Source organism: Bacillus sp. FSL K6-0138, from assembly GCF_037982765.1.
Classification (GTDB): Bacteria; Bacillota; Bacilli; order Bacillales; family Bacillaceae; genus Bacillus; species Bacillus glycinifermentans.
Window position 1 is genome coordinate 4,042,535 of sequence record NZ_CP150286.1, and the last position, 21,070, is coordinate 4,063,604.

Annotated in this window: 24 protein-coding genes; all 24 read right to left on the minus strand. The window is 45.2% G+C overall.

Features of this window, described 5'->3' with window-relative positions:
- Positions 1 to 106 precede the first annotated feature (106 nt).
- The gene (locus MHB78_RS21305; RefSeq protein ID WP_046129467.1) at positions 107 to 1,375 is read right to left on the minus strand and encodes a peptidoglycan DD-metalloendopeptidase family protein; all 1,269 of its coding nucleotides are present in this window, start codon (positions 1,373 to 1,375) and stop codon (positions 107 to 109) included.
- A gap of 86 nt (positions 1,376 to 1,461) precedes the next feature.
- The gene (ftsX, locus tag MHB78_RS21310; RefSeq protein ID WP_046129466.1) at positions 1,462 to 2,352 is read right to left on the minus strand and encodes a permease-like cell division protein FtsX; all 891 of its coding nucleotides are present in this window, start codon (positions 2,350 to 2,352) and stop codon (positions 1,462 to 1,464) included.
- Positions 2,345 to 3,031 carry a cell division ATP-binding protein FtsE gene (gene ftsE, locus MHB78_RS21315; RefSeq protein WP_046129465.1) on the minus strand — a complete coding sequence of 229 codons (687 nt, stop codon included), beginning with the start codon at positions 3,029 to 3,031 and terminating at the stop codon, positions 2,345 to 2,347. Before ftsE ends, ftsX begins: the two co-directional genes overlap by 8 nt.
- A gap of 335 nt (positions 3,032 to 3,366) precedes the next feature.
- A complete protein-coding gene (gene cccB / locus MHB78_RS21320) occupies positions 3,367 to 3,690 on the minus strand; it encodes a cytochrome c551 (protein ID WP_046129464.1) in 324 nt (107 codons plus the stop codon).
- Between the two features lie 46 nt (positions 3,691 to 3,736).
- Positions 3,737 to 4,591: a YitT family protein gene (locus MHB78_RS21325; protein ID WP_046129463.1), complete on the minus strand. Its 855-nt coding sequence runs from the start codon at positions 4,589 to 4,591 to the stop codon at positions 3,737 to 3,739.
- Between the two features lie 213 nt (positions 4,592 to 4,804).
- Positions 4,805 to 5,906, minus strand: a protein-coding gene (prfB, locus tag MHB78_RS21330; protein WP_099047125.1) for a peptide chain release factor 2 whose coding sequence is annotated in 2 segments (ribosomal slippage) — positions 4,805 to 5,833 and positions 5,835 to 5,906 — 1,101 coding nt in all. Because the reading frame shifts where the segments join, the coding sequence is not laid out codon by codon here.
- 61 nt (positions 5,907 to 5,967) lie between these two features.
- Positions 5,968 to 8,493 carry a preprotein translocase subunit SecA gene (gene secA / locus MHB78_RS21335; RefSeq protein ID WP_046129461.1) on the minus strand — a complete coding sequence of 842 codons (2,526 nt, stop codon included), beginning with the start codon at positions 8,491 to 8,493 and terminating at the stop codon, positions 5,968 to 5,970.
- A 167-nt stretch (positions 8,494 to 8,660) separates the two neighbouring features.
- Positions 8,661 to 9,221 carry a ribosome-associated translation inhibitor RaiA gene (raiA, locus tag MHB78_RS21340; RefSeq protein ID WP_046129460.1) on the minus strand — a complete coding sequence of 187 codons (561 nt, stop codon included), beginning with the start codon at positions 9,219 to 9,221 and terminating at the stop codon, positions 8,661 to 8,663.
- A 293-nt stretch (positions 9,222 to 9,514) separates the two neighbouring features.
- On the minus strand, positions 9,515 to 9,892 hold the full coding sequence (locus MHB78_RS21345; RefSeq protein ID WP_046129459.1) for a hypothetical protein: 378 nt from the start codon (positions 9,890 to 9,892) through the stop codon (positions 9,515 to 9,517).
- A 9-nt stretch (positions 9,893 to 9,901) separates the two neighbouring features.
- Positions 9,902 to 10,243: a flagellar protein FliT gene (locus MHB78_RS21350; RefSeq protein WP_046129458.1), complete on the minus strand. Its 342-nt coding sequence runs from the start codon at positions 10,241 to 10,243 to the stop codon at positions 9,902 to 9,904.
- Positions 10,243 to 10,644 (minus strand): flagellar export chaperone FliS, encoded by a 402-nt coding sequence (gene fliS, locus MHB78_RS21355; protein WP_046129457.1) that lies wholly within the window; start codon positions 10,642 to 10,644, stop codon positions 10,243 to 10,245. Before fliS ends, MHB78_RS21350 begins: the two co-directional genes overlap by 1 nt.
- A gap of 21 nt (positions 10,645 to 10,665) precedes the next feature.
- On the minus strand, positions 10,666 to 12,150 hold the full coding sequence (locus MHB78_RS21360) for a flagellar hook-associated protein 2 (RefSeq protein WP_046129456.1): 1,485 nt from the start codon (positions 12,148 to 12,150) through the stop codon (positions 10,666 to 10,668).
- A gap of 16 nt (positions 12,151 to 12,166) precedes the next feature.
- Positions 12,167 to 12,505 carry a flagellar protein FlaG gene (gene flaG, locus MHB78_RS21365; RefSeq protein WP_046129455.1) on the minus strand — a complete coding sequence of 113 codons (339 nt, stop codon included), beginning with the start codon at positions 12,503 to 12,505 and terminating at the stop codon, positions 12,167 to 12,169.
- Positions 12,506 to 12,691: 186 nt separating this feature from the next.
- Entirely contained in the window at positions 12,692 to 13,579 is an 888-nt protein-coding gene (hag, locus tag MHB78_RS21370) for a flagellin Hag (protein ID WP_065894693.1), read from the minus strand.
- Positions 13,580 to 13,857: 278 nt separating this feature from the next.
- The gene (hag, locus tag MHB78_RS21375; RefSeq protein ID WP_065894695.1) at positions 13,858 to 14,736 is read right to left on the minus strand and encodes a flagellin Hag; all 879 of its coding nucleotides are present in this window, start codon (positions 14,734 to 14,736) and stop codon (positions 13,858 to 13,860) included.
- Positions 14,737 to 15,015: 279 nt separating this feature from the next.
- Positions 15,016 to 15,903 carry a flagellin Hag gene (gene hag / locus MHB78_RS21380; protein ID WP_046130077.1) on the minus strand — a complete coding sequence of 296 codons (888 nt, stop codon included), beginning with the start codon at positions 15,901 to 15,903 and terminating at the stop codon, positions 15,016 to 15,018.
- A gap of 130 nt (positions 15,904 to 16,033) precedes the next feature.
- Positions 16,034 to 16,258 carry a carbon storage regulator CsrA gene (gene csrA, locus MHB78_RS21385; protein WP_046130078.1) on the minus strand — a complete coding sequence of 75 codons (225 nt, stop codon included), beginning with the start codon at positions 16,256 to 16,258 and terminating at the stop codon, positions 16,034 to 16,036.
- Complete coding sequence (gene fliW, locus MHB78_RS21390; protein WP_046130079.1) at positions 16,252 to 16,683, minus strand: flagellar assembly protein FliW; 432 nt, start codon at positions 16,681 to 16,683, stop codon at positions 16,252 to 16,254. Before fliW ends, csrA begins: the two co-directional genes overlap by 7 nt.
- Positions 16,684 to 16,704: 21 nt before the next feature.
- On the minus strand, positions 16,705 to 17,271 hold the full coding sequence (locus tag MHB78_RS21395) for a DUF6470 family protein (protein WP_046130080.1): 567 nt from the start codon (positions 17,269 to 17,271) through the stop codon (positions 16,705 to 16,707).
- A gap of 44 nt (positions 17,272 to 17,315) precedes the next feature.
- Positions 17,316 to 18,233 (minus strand): flagellar hook-associated protein FlgL, encoded by a 918-nt coding sequence (gene flgL, locus MHB78_RS21400; protein ID WP_046130164.1) that lies wholly within the window; start codon positions 18,231 to 18,233, stop codon positions 17,316 to 17,318.
- Positions 18,234 to 18,242: 9 nt separating this feature from the next.
- Positions 18,243 to 19,766 (minus strand): flagellar hook-associated protein FlgK, encoded by a 1,524-nt coding sequence (gene flgK, locus MHB78_RS21405; protein ID WP_046130081.1) that lies wholly within the window; start codon positions 19,764 to 19,766, stop codon positions 18,243 to 18,245.
- Positions 19,767 to 19,783: 17 nt separating this feature from the next.
- Positions 19,784 to 20,260: a flagellar protein FlgN gene (locus MHB78_RS21410; protein ID WP_046130082.1), complete on the minus strand. Its 477-nt coding sequence runs from the start codon at positions 20,258 to 20,260 to the stop codon at positions 19,784 to 19,786.
- A gap of 21 nt (positions 20,261 to 20,281) precedes the next feature.
- Positions 20,282 to 20,548 (minus strand): flagellar biosynthesis anti-sigma factor FlgM, encoded by a 267-nt coding sequence (flgM, locus tag MHB78_RS21415; RefSeq protein ID WP_046130083.1) that lies wholly within the window; start codon positions 20,546 to 20,548, stop codon positions 20,282 to 20,284.
- 79 nt (positions 20,549 to 20,627) lie between these two features.
- Positions 20,628 to 21,047 carry a TIGR03826 family flagellar region protein gene (locus MHB78_RS21420; protein WP_046130084.1) on the minus strand — a complete coding sequence of 140 codons (420 nt, stop codon included), beginning with the start codon at positions 21,045 to 21,047 and terminating at the stop codon, positions 20,628 to 20,630.
- Between the last annotated feature and the right edge of the window lie 23 nt (positions 21,048 to 21,070).

Here is a 21,070-nt window from a genome sequence, read left to right on the forward strand (position 1 = left end):
TTCATTCTATACCCCGCGCCTTGAACTGACAAGGTGTTTTTGATAAAGCCTGCAGCCAATACAAAAAGCCGGCCTGGTCAGTTGTGACCGGGCCGGCATGAAACCTTTAAAGCGGTATATAGTTTGCCGGATCAACAGCGTTCGACTTCGCGTTGTTCCAAAGGCCTTTATGAATTTCAAAATGCAAATGCTGGCCGTAGGACTGGCCTGTATTACCCATCGTTCCGATGACTTGTCCCTGCTCGACGCGCTGGCCTGTGCGCACCTTTATGGAAGACATGTGGGCGTAAACCGTTTGGTATGTCTGTCCATTGATATTATGGGTAATAAACACGACGTTTCCATAACTTGACGAGTAATGGGCATTGTAAACCGTACCGGCGGCAGCCGCATAAATCGGAACGCCGGAACCGCGGTTGGCAATATCTACTCCGAAATGATTTCCGAGAGAACGATTTCCGAATCCGGAAGAAAACTTGCCTGAAGCGGGACGGATAAAGCCTGAACTGCCCGGTGCAGACGGTTTGGACGAGGAGGCTGTCCTGTCGCCTGTATCCTGCTGTTTAGCAGCTTCAGCTTTGCGCTTCTCCTCTGCCTCCTGCTTTTTTCTGTAAGCTTCTTCGGCTTTAATCGCCTCATCCTGGCGCTTCAAAACCTCAGCTTCATTTTCAAGTGCGCCAAGTTCTGCGTGTACATGATCTTTATCATGCTTCACCTGTTTCATGACGTTCGACTTTTCCTTCTGCTGGCCTTCCAGCGCCTTTTTTAATTCTTCCAGCTCTTTCAGCGCTTTTTCGAGGCTTTGCAGCTTCTCGTTCAGCTTCGTTTCCTTGTCCTCAACAAGCTGAAGGTCCTTTTCCTGCTCTTCTATCAAATCCTTGTCCGCTTCAACGATCGTTGAAACGGCTCCCGCCCGGCTGATGAAGTCGCCGAAGCTTTTTGCCCCGAGAAGGACGTCTATGTATCGGTTTGAACCGCCATTTTCCTGGATTGTACGAGCTCTGTCCTTTAAAATTTCATTGCGCTTTTCAATTTTTTCTTTAAGTTCTTTGATCTGCGCTTTTAACTCTTCGATGCTTTCCTTTGTCTGGTCGATCTCTCCGTTTTTCTTTTCCAGCTTTTCATTCGTGTCGGTCATCTGACGGTCTATTTTCTCGATGTCGCTTTTCAGGCTTGACTCCTTTGATTCAAGCTCGGAAAGCTCCTGCTTCTTTTTTTCCCGCTTTGTCTCGTTTTTCGACTGCTTGCTCCGAACGTCGCTCTTCTTTTTATCTAAGTCCCCGTATGCTAACGCATCGTTGCTTTTTAAAGGAATCAAAACGGCCGATGTTCCGAGTAAAGCAGTTAAGCTCAGCGTCATCAATCTTCTTTTCAACCTTGTTCCTCCTTGCTTTCAGAATCAAGGGAGCCGGCTTTTTGCAGGTCCCAGCGCGAAAACCAGGCCGACAGGAAAAGTGCCGGCTATACTTTCAGGAATTTACGGATTGACATCAAGCTTCCCCATACACCGATTAGTGCGCCGATCAACAGCAAAATAAGAGAAATCTGGAACACAAACGGATTGTACGGCAGCATCTCGATAAAGGTTCCTTGAACTCTTGGAGCAATCCATTGAACAACATAGTCATAGGTTCCAAGCAGTAATGCGATCGGAATCACAGAACCGAATATGCCCAAGAGCAGACCCTCAATGAAGAATGGCCAGCGGATAAACCAGTTTGTAGCGCCTACCAGTTTCATAATCTCAATTTCTTTGCGTCTTGCAAAAATCGTAATTTTAATCGTATTCGAGATTAAGAACATGGCCGTAAACAGCAGCCCGATGACCAATGCAGCTCCTATTACTTTCGTAATATTGCTGATTTTAAACAGGCGGTCAACTTTCTCCTGTCCATAATTCACCTTATAGGCATTGTCCAGTTTCGCTATTTTTTTGGCAACTTTAGGAGTATCTTGAGGGTTGGATGTTTTAACGACAAACGCATCGTTTAACGGATTCTCCTGATCAAACATTGAAAAGACTTTCCCGTCGTCTCCAAAGCTGTCTCTCAAGTTTTTAAGCTCTTCATCTTTTGAAGAGTATTTGATACTGCTGACTTCAGGAATTTGTTTAATTTCTTTTTCCAGCTTATCTTTCTGATCCTGTTTAGCGGTTAAATCGACTAAAACTTTGATTTCTACTTGTTTTTCGATGTTTGATGTCATATGCAGCAAATTGAACATGATCATCAAAAATACGCCGACCAGGATAAGTGTAACTGTTACAGCACTGATGGATGCGAAAGTCATCCACGTGTTTCTTCCGAGAGATTTTAAGCTCTCGCGCAAATGCCGTCCGAGAGTTCTAATCATAAGAACCATACTCCCCTCTAGCTTCATCACGCACAATGACTCCGTCTTCGATTGCGATGACCCGTTTCTTCATGGTGTTAACGATTTCTTTGTTATGAGTCGCCATGACAACCGTTGTTCCGCGGTTGTTGATTTCTTCAAGCGTCTTCATGATTTCCCAGGATGTTTCTGGATCAAGGTTTCCCGTCGGTTCGTCAGCGATGACAACGTCAGGCGCGTTGACAATCGATCTTGCGATTGAGACCCTTTGCTGCTCCCCGCCTGACAGCTGATCCGGAAACTGTCTCGCTTTATGCTTCAGCTGAACAAGATCGAGCACCTCAAGCACTTTTTTTCTGATCACTTCGGGACGCTCGCCGATGACTTCCAAAGCGAAGGCGACGTTTTCAAACACCGTCAGCTTCGGCAGCAGTTTGAAGTCCTGGAACACGACGCCGATTTTTCTTCTGATGTAAGGTATTTCTTTTTCTTTTAGCTGTGCCAGGTTTTTATTGCTTATGACAACCTTCCCTTTGGACGGCTTTTCCTCGCGGTAGATCATTTTGATAAAAGTTGATTTTCCCGCGCCGCTCGGGCCGACGACATAAACAAATTCCCCGGGATGTATCGAGATGCTTATTCCGTTCAGCGCCGACACCCCGTTGGAATAAGTCTTATACACATCTTTCATTTCGATCATGTAATCACCTAATCTTTTATGTTTATACGGTCATACTTTTCGAAAAAGCATGTCGCTTTGTGTCCTTATGTACATCGTGAAAATTTTTGCGCTTTTTCAACAACACCCATTATACGTCAAGATTAGACAAAATGATATTACAGTTTTGTTTCAATCCAGACATAAGTTGTAGGAAAAACGCAATATCAGACAAAAAATGTGGACTTTCGACCTTTTTCAGGACAAAATCATCTGCAATTTTCATTTATTAATAGGCAATAAGACTCTTTACACATGAAAAAGAACCTTGTTCGAACGAAGTTGAACAAGGTTCTTTTGTCGTGCACGGCAAACTGTTATTTTTTCTTTGAAAGCCATTTTGCTACAGCTTCAGCCTGATCTTCCTTCACGAGTCCGCCAGGCATGCCGCCGCGGCCGTTGACAACGATGTCTTTAATTTCGCTCTCTTTAAGCTTGCCGCCGACTTCTTTCAGGCTCGGAGCAGAACCGCCGGCCAAATCCTTTCCGTGGCAGCCTGTGCAGTTTTGCTGATAAATTTCCTCGCCATCATTTGCAGTCGTCTGTCCGCTTGTATTTTTGTCTTTGCTTTCATTATTTCCCCCGCAGGCAGCGAGTACAAAAGAAACAGCCAAAAACAGTGTAAACAGCTTCGTTTTCATCCTGAGGTCAGCTCCTTTTAGAAATCAATTCCTATTATAACCTCGATTACGCGCGTTTAAAACCCTCTCCGAGAACCTCGGAAGCGTCCATTGCAATGACAAATGCGGACTCATCAATATGTTTCACCAGTTGTTTCAGCTTTGTGAATTCGGTTTGCCCGACGACGCACATCAGGATGGGGCGTTCATCGTCCGTATAGCCTCCGACCGCCGAGATCTTCGTAACGCCTCTGTCGATCTTTACGAGCACCGCTTTGCGAATTTCCTCTTCGCGGTTCGTGATGATCATCGCCATTTTGGAACGGGTAAGCCCAACCTGAATGACATCGATCGTTTTGCTTGAAATATAAACGCCGAGCATCGCATAAAGCCCCTGCTCGATAGTAAACACGAGCATCGCCGACAGCACGATCGTTCCGTCGATCAATGCCAAACATTTGCCATGGGACAGCCCGGTGAATTTATGGATAATTTGCGCGGCCAGCGCTGTTCCGCCGGTCGATCCCCTTCCGAGGAAGACCATCCCGATGCCCGCTCCGATTCCGACTCCGCCGAAGATCGCCGCCAAAAGCGCATTATGAGTCGCCGGGCTGATGTCCCGCGTAAGATAGACGACAAGCGGAAGAAAGACTGAGCCCACGAGCGTCTTAACCCCGAATTTTCCTCCAAGGATGAGCACGCCCGCTATAAATAAAGGAATATTAAAAGCCCATTGTACATAGGCCGCCTCAAAACCGAACGACTGTAAAATGGTGCTGATCCCGCTGACTCCGCCCGCTGCGATCCGGTTCGGCAGCAGAAACATGTTAAACGTCACACCGACGATCGCCGAACCTAAAAGAATATAGCCGTAATCGCGCATGACGGCAAAAAAACGGCTTCTTGTTCTGTCTAGTGTCATATATGTCATCCCCCGCCAAGTCTGATACCAATCGAGAGTATAGCATGTTGCCTACTGTAAGTAAATAACAGTCAAATAACGTGCTAATGGGATAAAGCGGCAGAGAAACAAAGCCCGTCTGCCTGCGTGCACACTCTTATGACGTTAGGATGATCAATTGCCGGCGGGTTTAGCCGCAAAAAAAGACACATCCTTAATGGATGTGCCAGGTGTTTAAGAAAGTTTGGAACGCAAGTAAGCGTCGATAAAGCTGTCAATATCTCCGTCCATGACGGCCTGTACGTTCCCCATTTCCGTATTGGTTCTGTGGTCCTTGACGAGAGAATACGGGTGGAAAACGTAAGAGCGGATTTGGCTTCCCCAGCCGATTTCTTTTTGCTCGCCGCGAATTTCGTCAAGCTGTGCCTGCTGCTCTTCAATCCGGCGCTGATACAGCTTCGACTTCAGCATTTTCATGGCGCGCTCGCGGTTTTTGATTTGCGACCGTTCCGTTTGGCATGTCACGATTACGCCGGTCGGCAGGTGGGTAATCCGGACGGCGGAGTCTGTCGTATTGACGTGCTGACCGCCGGCCCCGCTTGCCCGGTACGTATCGACCTTGATGTCTTCCGTCCGGATCTCGATGTCGATTTCTTCATTGAATTCAGGCATGACATCACAAGAAACAAACGACGTATGCCTGCGTCCGGACGAGTCAAACGGAGAAATGCGGACAAGACGGTGGACGCCCTTTTCAGCTTTTAAATAGCCGTATGCATTATGGCCTTTAATCAGCAGTGTAACAGATTTAATCCCCGCTTCATCCCCCGGAAGATAGTCGAGGGTTTCCACTTTAAAACCGCGGCGTTCAGCCCATCTCGTGTACATTCTGAGAAGCATTGAACCCCAATCCTGCGATTCCGTTCCGCCGGCTCCCGGATGCAGTTCCAGGATCGCGTTGTTTTTGTCGTAAGGCTCGCTCAAAAGAAGCTGCAATTCGAACTCGTTGAATTTCTTAGTCAAGCCTTTCAGCTCGTTTTCCAGTTCGTTTTGCAGATCAGAATCGGGATCTTCTTTTAAAAGATCGTGCGTCATCTGCAGCTCTTCATGCGATTCGCTTAATTCTTTATACGTGTTGACGTAGTCCTTTAAAGCATTTGCTTCATTAATGATCGACTGCGCCTTTTGCTGGTCTCCCCAAAAGTCCGGGTCGGCCATCTGTTCCTCTAATTCAGCGATTTTTGCTTCCTTCGTTTCGAGGTCAAAGAGACCCCCTGAAGTCCGCTAAACGAGAAGCCATATTTTCGAGTTCCTGTCTGATTTCAGTTAATTCCATTTCCTTCACCTCATCGAGTATTTCCGCCAGGTCAAAATAAAAAGAGGATGAATCCCTCTTTTTATTCTGTTCGACCGCAGCAATTTTTATATTTTTTTCCGCTTCCGCAATGGCAAGGAGCGTTTCGTCCGATGTCGACCACTTTGCGGACCGGCTTTTTCTTGGCTTGTTTTGCATCATCGCCTTCTTTCGGCTGATGCGCTGTCGTCTGTCCCTGAACGACCTCTTCGCGCTCAAGATTGTTTTCGATTTCAGCTTTCATGACGAATTTTGCCACGTCATCTTCGATGGCGGCGATCATGTTTTCAAACATTGTAAAGCCCTCCATCTGATATTCGCGCAGCGGGTTCGTCTGGGCGTATGCCCGCAAGTGAATGCCTTGGCGAAGCTGATCCATTGCATCGATATGATCCATCCATTTCGTATCCACTTCGCGGAGCACGATCACTTTCTCGAATTCGCGCATTTGCTCGGCGCCGTATCTTTCTTCTTTTTGATCGTATTTCGTTTTGATCCGGTCGAAGACAAGCTCTGTGATTTCTTCAGGCTCTTTTCCGAAAATGTCGCTCTTTTCAAGTGCGCCCTCATCAAGGAAGTTCGCATTGATATGTTCGGCAAGTGCCTCAAGGTTCCAATCCTCAGGCAATTCTTCTTTCGGAGTGTATGAGTCGACGATTCGTTCAAGCGAAGACTTGATCATATTCTCCACGATCGAACGAAGATTGTCGGAATCGATGACTTCAAAACGCTGTTTATAGATGACTTCCCGCTGCTGGCGGAGGACGTCATCGTATTGAAGAAGCTGTTTACGGGCATCAAAGTTGTTTCCTTCAACGCGTTTTTGTGAAGACTCAACGGCTCTCGAAACCATTTTGCTCTGGATCGGCGTTGAATCATCCATTCCGAAGCGGTCAAGCATCGCCATCGTCCGCTCGGCTCCGAACCGCTTCATTAATTCGTCTTCCATTGAAAGATAGAATTGGGTAATGCCGGGATCTCCCTGACGGCCTGAACGTCCGCGCAGCTGATTATCGATCCTGCGGGATTCGTGGCGTTCCGTACCGATGACAGCCAACCCGCCAAGCTCTTTTACGCCTTCGCCAAGCTTGATGTCCGTACCGCGTCCCGCCATGTTTGTCGCGATCGTCACCGCGCCTTTTTGCCCGGCATTTTCAATGATCTGGGCTTCGCGTTCGTGGTTTTTCGCATTCAGCACCTGATGCGGGATCCCCTTATTTTTAAGCAGCTTGGAAATCAATTCAGACGTTTCGACCGCAACAGTCCCGACAAGGACTGGCTGGCCGACCATATAACGCTGGGCGACATCCTCGGCGACCGCTTTAAATTTCCCTTCCATTGTGCGGTAAATCAAATCAGGACGGTCGTCGCGGATCACCGGCTTATTCGTCGGAATCGTTACAACCTGCATGTTGTAGATGTTGCGGAATTCTTCTTCTTCCGTTTTCGCCGTACCCGTCATACCGGCCAGCTTTTCGTACATCCGGAAATAGTTTTGGAAGGTAATCGTAGCGAGCGTCATGCTCTCGTTCTGAATTTCAAGTCCTTCCTTCGCTTCGATGGCCTGGTGAAGCCCGTCGCTGTAGCGGCGCCCCTTCATCAGACGGCCCGTAAACGAATCGACGATGATAACCTGTCCGTCTTCAACGACGTAGTCAACGTCTTTATGCATCGCCGCATGCGCTTTAAGAGCCTGGGCGATATGGTGGTTTAAGGCCACGTGACGGACATCGAATAAGTTTTCAATGCCGAACGCTTTCTCTGCTTTTGTCATGCCTTCTTCAGTAAGCTGAACGCTTTTCGTTTTAATATCGTATGTGTAATCCTTCTCGACTTTTAACGTACGCACAAACGCGTTGGCCTGGACGTAAAGCTTCGTCGACTTCGCGGCTTGTCCGGAAATGATCAGCGGCGTTCTTGCTTCATCGATTAAGATGGAGTCCACCTCATCGATAACCGCAAAGTGAAGCGGACGCTGCACCATTTCCTCTTTATAAAGAACCATGTTGTCCCTTAAATAGTCGAAACCAAGCTCATTGTTCGTAGAATACGTAATATCGGCCGCATACGCCTCACGCTTCTCGTCTTTTGACAGGCTGTTCAAATTCAAGCCGACAGTCAAACCGAGAAATTGAAAGATCTGACCCATTTCTTCGGCATCGCGGCTTGCCAGGTATTCGTTGACAGTCACGACGTGAACGCCTTTTCCGGAAAGCGCGTTTAAATAAACGGGCATCGTGGATGTCAATGTTTTACCTTCCCCCGTTTTCATTTCAGCGATATTTCCATCGTGCAGGGCCATGCCCCCCATCAGCTGAACTTTGAACGGAAACATGCCGGTAACCCGCCGCGATGCTTCCCTGACGACGGCAAACGCTTCTGCCAGCAGATCATCAAGCGTTTCGCCTTTTTCAAGACGCTCTTTAAACTCGATCGTTTTATTTCTCAATGCTTCATCTGAAAGCTTTTCCATCTCAGCCTTGAGCGCATCAATCTCATTCGCTTTCTTTTCATAGCGGCTGAGCGTGCGTTTATTCGGATCAAATACTTTATTTAAAATTCCAAGCATAGAATAACGCTCCTCTGTAAATTTCCTTGTTTATTAGCCAGGCAAACAGTAATTTTCATATATGCAATATCATATCACACCTTTTGTCATTTCCAAACAATTTACCGCCCGGAGACGGAAAAAACCCCCTCTTCGGAAAATCCGAGGGGGATGCATGCATTCTTTTATTATTCAGTGGGTTCGATCAAACCGTACTTTCCGTCATTCCTGCGATAAACCACATTGGTCAGATTGGTTTCGGCGTTCGTGAATACAAAGAAGCTGTGCCCAAGCATATTCATCTGTAAAATCGCTTCTTCGTTATCCATCGGCTTTAAATTAAACCGTTTTTGACGGACAACCTGAGGCTGTTCTTCGTCGATTTCTTCCTGCAAAGCTGTGCCGATGCCGTTCCCTTCCGCAAACAAATCCTTCGGTAAACCTTTTTCGCGAAACTTCCGGTTCACTTTCGTTTTATGCTTGCGAATTTGACGTTCGAGTTTGTTTGCTGCGAGATCGATTGCATTGTACATATCTTCGTGATGAACCTCGGCACGGAGGGAGAGGTCTGTCATTGGAATGGTCACTTCAACCTTTGATTCCTGATCATTGTAGAACTTCAGATTGACGTTGACGATCGCATCGACATCATTTTCAAAATAACGTCTCAGCTTTCCAATTTTCTTCTCGACGTGTTCCCTTAATGCTGCTGTCACCTCAATGTTTTCTCCTCTGACGTTGAACTCCATCAAAAGAACGCCTCCTTTATATTAAGGATATGTAAATATATTTCGCCTTTTCCCTTCTTCATTCCTGCCGAAACGTAAAAATTATGTGAAAAATCCGTGAATTTTGACGAAGTTTGTCCATTTATGTATAGATGGGCAGCCGAAATCCCTTTATTAAATCCTAAATATATTCATGACCTGAAGAAATCAGAACGGGTTTGCTTAAGGAAAGCTTGCATGATTTATTGAGAAAACAGGGCATGATGAACATGCCCTTAAAATTGTTTCAAATTTATCTTTTTCGATTTCCGAAATTAATGAATGACAAACGGCTCCATACATCGATGAATCCCGGCCATCCAATGTCGATAAAGAGGCAGAAACCGGTTTTGCAAGTAGTCCTGAAATTCAGCAGAAGGAAAAGTATAATAAATCAGGCTGTCAAACCCGCGGAAGACTTTGTCAAAGGAACGGATCGAAGACTCGGCACAGCTCGTCTTCATAATGGAAAGAAGAAGAGCGTGCGACGAGTCGATGTGAAAAAACGCATAGATGAGGTCGTTAAAAATCCGTTCGCCTTCTGTTTTTTCAAAATTCCGGTCCGCCTCGATCAGGTAGCAAAGCCCTTCCTCAACTGTAAAAAGCAGCTGATAATAAGTTGATAAAAGCATATAATCAGAGGTGCTCGTCAAAGCTATCACCTATTTGCGCTTGTCGTAGTACGTGCCGTCAATCGTTATATTGTTGTACGGATTTCTGTACGTCTGATGAAGGGTCCGTTTTTTCTTCGCCTGAAGCAGCTCTTTTTTGATATCCTGCTGCAGCCTTTTCAATTCGGCGGCAACCAGCGGTTCCAGCTCAAGCACCTTCTTCATTTCAAGCTTTTCTTCATGAGAAAGCGGCGGCTTGATCTCTTTGATCAAGCCATCGCGTTTCTGGAGAAAATCTTCAATTGCCTGAAGCAGCTCATCGCTTTCAGGGGCATCCTTCACCTTCGCGAGCATGTTTTTCGTTTCGTTATACAACAGCTCTGCTTTGCCCATTATACGTGCCCGCCTGTTCCGAACCGGCCTTGCCGCTCGATTTGAATCGCCTGCTTCCACGCATCGCGGAAGTCTTTCACATACCCTTCGACTTCTGTCACAATGTCTTTGTCATTGTTAATATTCGCTTCGATTAAACGGCGGTAGATATACTCATACATCGCACCCATTGATCCGGCCAGCTCCACTTCCCGATTTAGCGTTACATTCAGCTCCTGGATGATGTTTTGCGCTTTCACAAGGTTCGTATTTTTCATTTCCATATCCCCTTGTTCGATCGCCTGTTTGGCCAGCTTCATAAACTTCAGGCAGCCGTCGTATAACATGAGCGTCAATTCCCCGGGGCTTTTCATGTTAATCGAATTTTGCTGATAAGCTGCATACGGATTGTTTAAAGCCATTCTTGATCCTCCAGATTCCGATTATTGTCCAAGCATTTGCGTAATGTACGTCGCTTGTTCGTTCAATTTTTGAATCGCTTTATCCATCGCGGTGAATTTCGCATAGTAGCGGTTTTCAATTTGCGCCAGACGATCCGTCCACGTGGAAATATCGGTTGCGACTTGTTTTAAATTTTTCCCGATCGAGTAATCGTTGGTTGACATGTTAGCGTTTCCGGCTTTGTCTTCAATCTTTTTTTTCGTATCTGTCAATACAGACTGAAGCCGTCTCACGATGCCTTTTTCGTTATAGCTTTCATCCTTGCTGCTTGTTCCCGCCATAAAGAGGTTTGCCACAGCATCAGGATCTTCTTTGATTTTCGCTTTCAGCTTAGCTTCATCTATCTCTAAATGACCGCGCTGATTGTATGAACTTGAAGTCTTAATGCCGAACTGGGTAAGCTGCAGCGATTCTCCATTTACGGAAACGTTTGAATAAAAATCAGTCCGCATTTGGTTTGCTGCGCCGCTTAGAATAGTATCGTTTCTTAACAGACCGCTTTTCGCTTTTTCTTCCCAAAGCTCAACTTGCTTATCTGACATCGCTTCCCTTTGTTCATCTGTCAGCGGTGTATAATCGCGGTATTTCTCCTCAGTCAGCTTGCCGTTGATCGTATCGACGAGATCATTGTACTTTGTGACAAAATCTTTGATTTGATTAAATATAGTGTCAACGTCAGTAGAAACGTCTAATGAGACTGCACTTTTTGTCGTATTTTTTAGCGTATACGTCACATTATTGACGGTAAAATTGTTGGACGTTTTCTCCATTTGCAATCCGTTGATGACAACTTCTGCATTTTGCCCTTCCTGGCTGGCGACCAGCTTGTTGCCGCTGTCAAGCGCAAAACCGAGCTGATCTGTCATGAAGCTTGCTGTCGCGGCATCAGCAGCTTGAATGCTGCCGCCTGCACCGGTGGCTTTTGATGTCAATGCGATCGTTTCCACATATTCCGACCCGTTGTAAATCTTGTCTTTAATCGCTGTTACACCTAAACCGGAGCTGTTAATTTTTGAAACGATGTCATCTAATGTGTCCGTGCTTGCCACCTTGATTTCAATCTTTTTCGCTTCTGCTGCTCCAGGGGCTGTCACCTGAAAGGCCAGCGTTTGATCGCTGCCGGTGTAGCCTGAAAGATTGGAAGATTTATAGGTAGCGGCTGTCGCAAGTCTGTTTACCTGGATCGTACTTGAAGCTGCATTGGTGGTGCCTGTCGCCGTAACTGCCGACTCATCAGAACTCGTCACTTTCTTCGCCCCGTATGTACTCGGACGAAGCATGGTATAAGTTAATTCCTGCAAGTCTTTAATTTTCGTATTGATTTCACGATAGCTGTCCCGCTGCCACTCGAGCGTCTGTTTCTTTTGCTTCAGCTTATCAAGCGGAGCTTGCTCCGTTTTCATCAACTTGCTGACGATCTCGTCAATATCCATACCAGAAGCCAAACCTGAAATTCTCGTTACCATATGAAACACTCCTCTTCTATGTTGATTTATCGACTATTAACCCCATAAATTCAGCCATGTCCGCATAAAAATCGAGCCACTGCTTAGGCGGGATTTCCCGAACCACTTCATCCGTCTTATCGTCCACAACCTTCACATAGTACTCGCCCAGCTTTTCGTGAAGCTCAAACTGAAGATGAACTTGCGACGGCTCCAAAAGCTTATTGGCGCCCTGTACCGTTTTTTCAAGCTGAGGAAATGAAAATTCTGAAGAATGCTGCTGCACCTTTTCCCCAACTTCCGGCTGTTTGCTCATCATCTGCGTCTTGTAAGCATCAATAATAGGTTCCAAAGATGTCAGTCTTCCGATCGACAATTTTTACCATCCCCTATGCTATGATCTAAAATTTATATCGGCTAAGCGAGTGATAGATTTTAATAAATTTATGGAAAAAACTCTTTTTAAATTCAAAATAAAAAAACAGCAATCCACTGATCGGATTCCTGTCATGACATTATAAATAAAAAAGACCCTAGCAAAAGCCAGGATCTTTTTATGCAATTAGCGAAGCAATTGAAGCACGTTTTGCGGCTGTTGGTTCGCTTGAGCAAGCATCGCTTGAGAAGCTTGGGAAAGAATGTTGTTCTTCGTGAACTCGCTCATTTCTTTCGCCATGTCTACGTCACGGATACGAGACTCAGCAGCTGTTAGGTTTTCACCAGAAGCGCTTAGGTTGTTGATTGTGTGCTCTAGACGGTTTTGAACTGCACCGAGCTTAGCACGTTGAGTAGATACTTGGTTAATCGCATCGTCAACGATTTTTAATTGTTCATTAAAACCACCAGCTGCGTCAGATGCAGTGTCAGCAAACTTAGTTACATCTAATGATGAAATGTTTAAAGTATCACTAGTACCTAATGCGTCAGCTGACATATTTCCAATATTTACAGAGATTTGTTGAGTAGCATTAGCTCCAATTTGGAAGACTAAGCTTTTTGTAGTTGCTGCATCACCGGTATCTTTGAAAGTGCCGTCCAGCAATTTCTTGCCGTTGAACTCAGTACGATTAGAAATGCCGTCAATTTCTTCTGTCAATGCAGAAATTTCATCTTGAATAGCCTGCAAATCTGTTGCTTTGTCCTGAGTACCAGTGTTTCCTGCTTGAACAGTAAGTTCACGCATACGTTGAAGGATCGCATGAGTTTCAGTCAATGCACCCTCAGCTGTTTGGATAAGAGAAATGCCGTCTTGTGCGTTTTTAGAAGCCATTTCTAAACCGCGGATTTGTCCTCTCATTTTTTCAGAGATTGCTAGACCTGCTGCGTCATCTCCGGCACGGTTGATGCGAAGACCAGAAGAAAGCTTCTCCATGTTTTTTTGGCTTGCACTGTTGTTTGAAGACAGGCGGTTCAGCGTGTTAAGCGCTGCAATGTTGTGGTTAATTCTCATTTTGTATTTCCTCCTTGAAATATGTTTGAGCGCACGTCTATGTGCTTTTTATTGAAACAAGCCGGGTGTCCTTCCAGCCTGTTACATATTTAATATCGGACTGGATAAGGAATTGTTTAGGTAAAAATGTATATTTTTCTATATCCGAAATTTTCAGACAAATAAAGCTAATTATTTCTATAGAAGTTTTCTCCTTCAAATCCGGTTAATTAACAAAAAAAGCTTGTCGAAAAACCAAATAAACGGTTTTTCCGACAAGCTTAAATTTTTTTATGCAATTAGCGAAGCAATTGAAGCACGTTTTGCGGCTGTTGGTTCGCTTGAGCAAGCATCGCTTGAGAAGCTTGGGAAAGAATGTTGTTCTTCGTGAACTCGCTCATTTCTTTCGCCATGTCTACGTCACGGATACGAGACTCAGCAGCAGTTAGGTTTTCACCGGAAGCGCTTAGGTTATTGATTGTGTGCTCTAGACGGTTTTGAACAGCACCAAGTTTAGCACGTTGAGTAGATACTTGGTTGATCGCATCGTCAACGATTTTTAATTGTGCATCGAAACCATCATTAGGTGTAGCAGCTGCGTTGTCAGCAAATTTTGTAACGTCTAAAGATTTGATGTTTAAAGTAGTATTATCTGTTCCTAGATCTGTAGCAGACATAGAATTAATGTTTACTTTGATTTGTTGTGTAGCATTAGCTCCGATTTGGAAAACTAGATCTGCTGTACCAGTTTTGAAATCACCATTCAGTAGTTTTTTACCGTTGAACTCTGTGCGATTCGAAATACCATCGATTTCATCTTTTAAAGCTGTGATTTCATCTTGAATAGCCTGCAAATCTGTTGCTTTATCTTGAGTACCAGTGTTTCCTGCTTGAACAGTAAGCTCACGCATACGTTGAAGGATCGCATGGGTTTCAGTCAATGCGCCCTCAGCTGTTTGGATAAGAGAAATGCCGTCTTGTGCGTTTTTAGAAGCCATTTCTAAACCGCGGATTTGTCCTCTCATTTTTTCGGAGATTGCTAGACCTGCTGCGTCATCTCCGGCACGGTTGATGCGAAGACCAGAAGAAAGTTTCTCCATGTTCTTTTGGCTTGCGCTGTTGTTTGAAGACAGGCGGTTCAGCGTGTTAAGCGCCGCAATGTTGTGGTTGATTCTCATTGTGTATTTCCTCCCTGAAATATGTTTGATCGCACGTCTATGTGCTTATTTGATTTAAACAGGCCAGTTGTCCTTCCAGCCTGTTACATTTTTAATATCGGACTCGAAGAGGGATTGTTTAGATGAAAATGCACATTTTTCTATATCCGAAATTTTCAGGCAAGTAAATCTAATTAGGATTTATAAATTTTTTTCTTTAAAACCGATTTATATAACAAAAAAAGCCTGTCGAAAACCAAATAAACGGTTTTTCCGACAAGCTTAAATTTTTTTATGCAATTAGCGAAGCAATTGAAGCACGTTTTGCGGCTGTTGGTTCGCTTGAGCAAGCATCGCTTGAGAAGCTTGAGAAAGAATGTTGTTCTTCGTGAATTCGCTCATTTCTTTCGCCATGTCTACGTCGCGGATACGAGACTCAGCAGCTGTCAAGTTCTCAGAAGAAGCACCAAGGTTGTTGATTGTGTGCTCTAGACGGTTTTGAACCGCACCGAGTTTTGCACGTTGTGATGAAACAGTATTAATTGCATCATCAACGATTTTAAGCTGTTGGTCAAAAGTTAAAGCAGGAGTAGCGTTAGCGAATTCCGTTACATTAATATTTGTAACCGCTTGACCAGTCACTAGAGTATTAGTAGCATCTACTGCACCAAGTGCATCAGCACCCATATCGTTAATATTTACTTTGATTTGTTGACCTGCGTTCGCTCCAATTTGGAAGACTAAATCTGCTGTGCCACTTTTGAAGTCACCATTCAGCAGTTTCTTTCCGTTGAATTCTGTACGATCAGAAATGCCATTTACTTCTTCTGTCAAAGCTGTAATTTCATCTTGAATAGCCTGCAAATCTGTTGCTTTGTCCTGAGTACCAGTGTTTCCAGCTTGTACAACAAGCTCGCGCATACGTTGAAGGATCGCATGGGTTTCAGTCAATGCACCTTCAGCTGTTTGGATAAGAGAGATACCGTCTTGAGCGTTTTTAGAAGCCATTTCTAATCCGCGGATTTGTCCTCTCATTTTTTCGGAGATTGCTAGACCTGCTGCGTCATCTCCGGCACGGTTGATGCGAAGACCTGAAGAAAGTTTCTCCATGTTCTTTTGGCTTGCGCTGTTGTTTGAAGACAGGCGGTTCAGCGTGTTAAGCGCCGCAATGTTGTGGTTGATTCTCATTTTGTATTTCCTCCTTGAAATTTGATTGCACGTCCATGTGCATGTTTTGAAGCATTCAGGCTGTCCTTCCTGCTACATACTTTATATCGGAGAAACCCTGAAATTGTTTATAACAAAAATAAAAAAATCCTCACTTTTTTTGTGAGGATAGTTTCACCAGAAGATCGTTCGAAAGTGAAGCCGCCCGGCTGTTTTCTTCCTGAATCGACAAATAAATTTCCTTGCGGTGGATATCGATATGCCTTGGCGCGTCGATGCCGATTTTCACTTGGTCTCCGTCAATCGCGATGATTTTCACTTCAATATCATCGCCGATCTGAATCGCTTCATTGAGTTTGCGAGATAAGACTAGCATGATTCCCCTCCTATCAGATGCTTTGTTTGATAAGAGGAGTCGTGCAAAATCACTTGTTTGCCGAGCATTTTTTTGCGGTTTACGACGATTGGCGCCATCAAATTTGCCGTTGATTTTTCAAATGGCTCTTCTATCGTTAAAATCGCCATCACTTCAACATCTTCGGCCGCTTCAATTTCAAGAAATTCAACCGTCGTTTCATCAAGATCAAAGCCGTAGTCCTTGAAGAACACAAACGGACTTGCCACGATGAAAGCAAGTTCGGCCGTTTCCGCCGACTGGAGAACGACGAACGGGGAGTCTTCCGAAAGCGGCAGGATGACGAACTTCTTCTCATCAGAAAATCCCGGCAGGCCGTTTGCAAACATAATGATTTGCTCTTCTTGAATTTGCGTTTCTCCATGGTATTTTGTTTTAATGATCATTGGTCACGATCCTTTGCTGATTTACTTTTGGTTTGGATATTCCACATCTATTTTTAACTCCGGATATTGCAGCATGTCAACCTTCACTTTGCCAGGCGTATAATCAACGACCGGTTTGTGAGGCGTCGCATTGATGATCGCCTTATGCGGCGTTATTTCAATATTGAGTTGGGACGGCTCATATGCGATTTTCACTCTATCAAAGGAAGGAGTAAAATGGACACCGATCTGAACCTGCTCAGGCTCATAGTTTCTTCTTGACTGTTCGGCGATTGGATCGCCTTTGTTTTCGATCCTCATCATTTCATCGCCTTCTTCAGCGGTTCGCGCCATCCCGTCAAGCCAGTCCTGATAGCCTTGCTGTGCAGCATCTTCTATCCTTTTAAAAATATGCTTCCGATCCAAGTCTTCCCATGCTTTCGTCTGGTCAATCGTTAGCTTTGAAGGCGTCACTGAAATCTCAAGGTCAGCGGGGGGCTGCTCGATTTCCAAATCGGCGTGCGGCTGTTCGATGCTCTGGACCGCCGGCGTTGTCGTCAAACCGATTCTTCCTTGGACGCTTTCCATAATCAGCCTTGGCATCTGCATAACGGTTACCTCCTTGAAAAAAAGCAACTCTTAAAGAGTCGCTTTTAGTTTAAAAAGTCAATCAATGTCGGCTGTACGATTTTTGCGTTGACAGAAAGCGCAGCTCTGTGAACGCTCTGCTGTGTAATAAAATCGGTGATCACTTCTTCAAGCTCGACATCTTCGTTGTCTGATAACACTTTTGTGGCTGTCTCTTCCTGCAACTTTAACCGGGAGTCGATCAATTCAAGCCGATTGTAGCGCGCTCCAATATCTGACCGTTCTGAGCTCATCGTGTTGGTGAACTGGTCAATATCGGATAAAACAGCGTCAGAGTCAATGCCGTCAAGTGAACCCGATTTCAAAGCCGTTTCAAGAGAATTCAGCATTTCAAAGACATTTTGCCCGCTGCCTGACGTTCCGCCAAAGGCTGAAATCGGATTTGCGTTCACCTTCAATGTCGCATTGCTGGAAACGTTAAAGTTCACGTCGGAAGAGCTTGTGTAGTTTTCAAAATTATACGTGTACGAACCATCAGGATTTTTGACGATCGGTGCGACATCTGAGTTCGATCCGCTAAAAATGTAGCGTCCATTGACCTGCGTATTGGCGATTTGAATCAGCTGTTCTTTTAATTGGCCGATTTCGACCCCTGTTGCCTCCAGCTCTGCTCCGCCATTCGTACCATTTTTCACTTGAACGACCAAATCTCTAACTTTCCCCATCACGTCTATACCTTCTGTGATGTTATCTTCTGAATTCTCAAGCCATGTGTAAGCCTGTGAAACGTTGCTTTTATATTGCTCCACCTGTGAGAGCTGCGTATTGTATTTCAGGCTTTTCATCGCGACAATCGGATCGTCCGACGCTTTTGTGATCTTTTTTCCCGATGAAATCTGCGATTGCAATTTATCCAGTTTCCCGTAGCTTGAATTGATATAACGCAATGAATTTTTTGCGATCATACCTTGGGTTACACGCATCATTTATCCCTACCTTCCTACGACACCCATGCCGTTGATGATCTTATCAAGGATTTCGTCCTGCACTGTGATCATTCTTGCCGCAGCATTATAAGCATGCTGGAATTGAATCATGTTGGACATTTCTTCGTCTAACGAAACGGCGCTCGTCGACTGCCGGTTCAATTCTGCTGAATTGAGCTGCGTCTCCGAATTGGAAAGAAGCCTGTTCGCTTCCTGGGCTTTCACGCCCATTTCGCCGATAATGCCCGCATAGTAATCCAAAACGGTTGTCGACTTTCCGCCGATGTCGATTTTTTTCGTGAAAACCGCTGCCAGATTTGTCGCGTTTGAGTTATCGCTCGTTTCTCCGTTAAGCGATGAGGCAATATTTTGGCCATTGGAATTCATGATATCATCGGCTACTTTTATTTTCGCTGCCGCTCCTTTTGCAGGCTCAGCCTCACCACCGGTAAATTCAAAGAAAAGGCCGCCCGGTTGACCGGAGGATGTCACTCCGTTTTGATGGACTTCATTGAACGCCTTTGCAAGGGCCAGCGCCATTTCATCCAGGTTCGCGAGCATTTCAGGGTAGGTCCCTTTTTCTTTGCCGCCGGACATGTAGCCGAAGGATTCAATTAAGCCTAACAGCGATCCTTTGCTTGTAAAAGCGTCTGCATTAATGTCCGTTCCGCCGATTGATACGCTTGTCACCAGACCTGTATCATTGTCATAATTGACTTTCACTTCCTTGGTTGTAAAGGTTGTTCCGTCAAGAACCTTGCCGAGAGACTGGCCGTCGCTGCCGATAATGTCGACGGAAACGGTTCCCTCTGCGGTCGCAAGCGAATTGCCGCCTGATTTATTGTAGCTGACTTTGATATTTGCCATTGAAGAAAGCTGATCGAGCAGCAGATCCCGCTTATCGTACAAATCATTCGGAAGATAGCCGTTCGGTTCGACATTGGCGATTTGCTCGTTCAGGCTGTTCAGCTGGGAAAGGAGCGAATTAATGGTGATCGTGCTTTGTTCGATCTGATCCCCCAAGTCCTTTTGAACGGTTGTCAGCGATTTGTATAATTCGTTAAACGTATCTGCCACAGCTTGGCCCTTTTGAGCAACGACAGAACGCGCGCTCGACTCGTTCGCATTGCTCGTCAATTCCTGGATCGATTTCCAAAAAGAATTGAGCACGTTGTTTAAACCGCTGTCTTTTAATTCGTTCATGATGCTTTCCATTTGCGCTAAAGCGCCGGCCTTTGAATCGTAATAGCCGTAACTGGTGTTTTGCGTCCGATATTGGTAGTCGAGAAAACTGTCTCTGACCCTTTCAACCGCGCCGACTTCAACGCCTGTCCCCATTTGTCCGGCAAGTCCGACAGCGTTTCTTGATACGACCGGATAAGGAGTGGTCTCTTGAAAAGCGACACGCTGCCTTGTGTATCCTTCGGTATTGGCGTTTGATATGTTGTTTGATGTTACGCTTAAAGCCGCCTGCTGGGCGGCCAGCCCTCGTCTTGCGGTTTCAAGTCCCATAAAAGTTGGTATCGTCATCTTTCTTTCCCTCCGTTCTAAGCCTTTGAATCAAATAGGGACAGCCTGCTTGAGCCCCTGGGTTGGCTCGGCTCCTGCGTTTTTCCGTAGTTTGCGTTTCCTTCTTTCGGAAGAAGCATGTCCAATGTGAGCGTTATGAATTGAAGCGACTGAATGGTCAGCTGTTTATTCAAACCGTTCACATCTTTTAAACGGGTGACGAGCTGTAACAGCCTTTCAAACAGCTGCTCCAACACCGTTTTGTCGCTGCCTTCAGCCTCGCTGATGCATGTGCTGATCGTGGTGTCCGCCCTTCCGAGGCATTCTTTTGTTGCTTCAATCCGCGCCTCTTCGGTTTGTTCGATCGCCTGCACGTATTTTTGTTCCTTTGTCAAAATCTCAGAAAGTTCTTTTATTTCGTTCTTCTTCAGTGCCTCCGTTTTTCGTTCGGACAGCGTCAGTAAATGTTCATGCAGAACACAAAGGCGTTCAAGCTCTTGTATCACCCGTTTCACCGATTCGTCTTCCTCCTTACTTTATTGCTGTTTATAGAAATTAACCATTTTTTCGGCTATTCCCGTACGGTCGATTTGGTATGTGCCATTTTCGACTGCCGCTTTTAGCCGGGCGATTTTTTCCTGGCGTTCCATCATTAAATCAGGTCCTTTTTGCAGCTCTTTGGCTTTTGCCGAAATTTCAACTTTATCCTCCTGCTGAGGATTTATTTGAGAAGGCGTTGCTTTTTTATCAAAAGATTTATGGTAAGGATTAACAGATTGTGTTCCGTATTGGTTGATCTTCATGGGATTCCTCTCACTTTCCGTCATAGTCGTCTATGATCATACTCATTTTATCGTCTGAGCTTCGAGTTAGTTTAGGGAATCAGTTGTTTTTAGGCTGAAAGGTATAGTATGTGCCTTTGGAACTATTCTGCTTTTCTTTTTCGAGGCGCTCCATCTGGTCTAATTGGCTCATCTGCGATTCTATGTCTTGTTCACAGGCGGCACAGTACCGGCCTTCCCGAATCATCGTTCCGCATCTGTCGCACGGGTAGCCCAGGTTCGGAAAATTAGAGATGTGGATTCGCTTCTGTCTGATAAATTTCAGAATGAGCTCTTCCTCTACTCCCGTTTTTTCCACGATTTGAATCATCGTAGCCTGCCGGTTTTCCTGCTTTTTCAGGAATTTGTATACTGTCTCAAATGAACGTTCTTCTTCTTTCAGACAAGAGTTACATATGGTTTGAAAGCTGTTTTTCATAAACAATGCGTTGCACTTTGGACAATTCGCCAATTGATTCATAATTTTGACTCCTATCCTTAAAT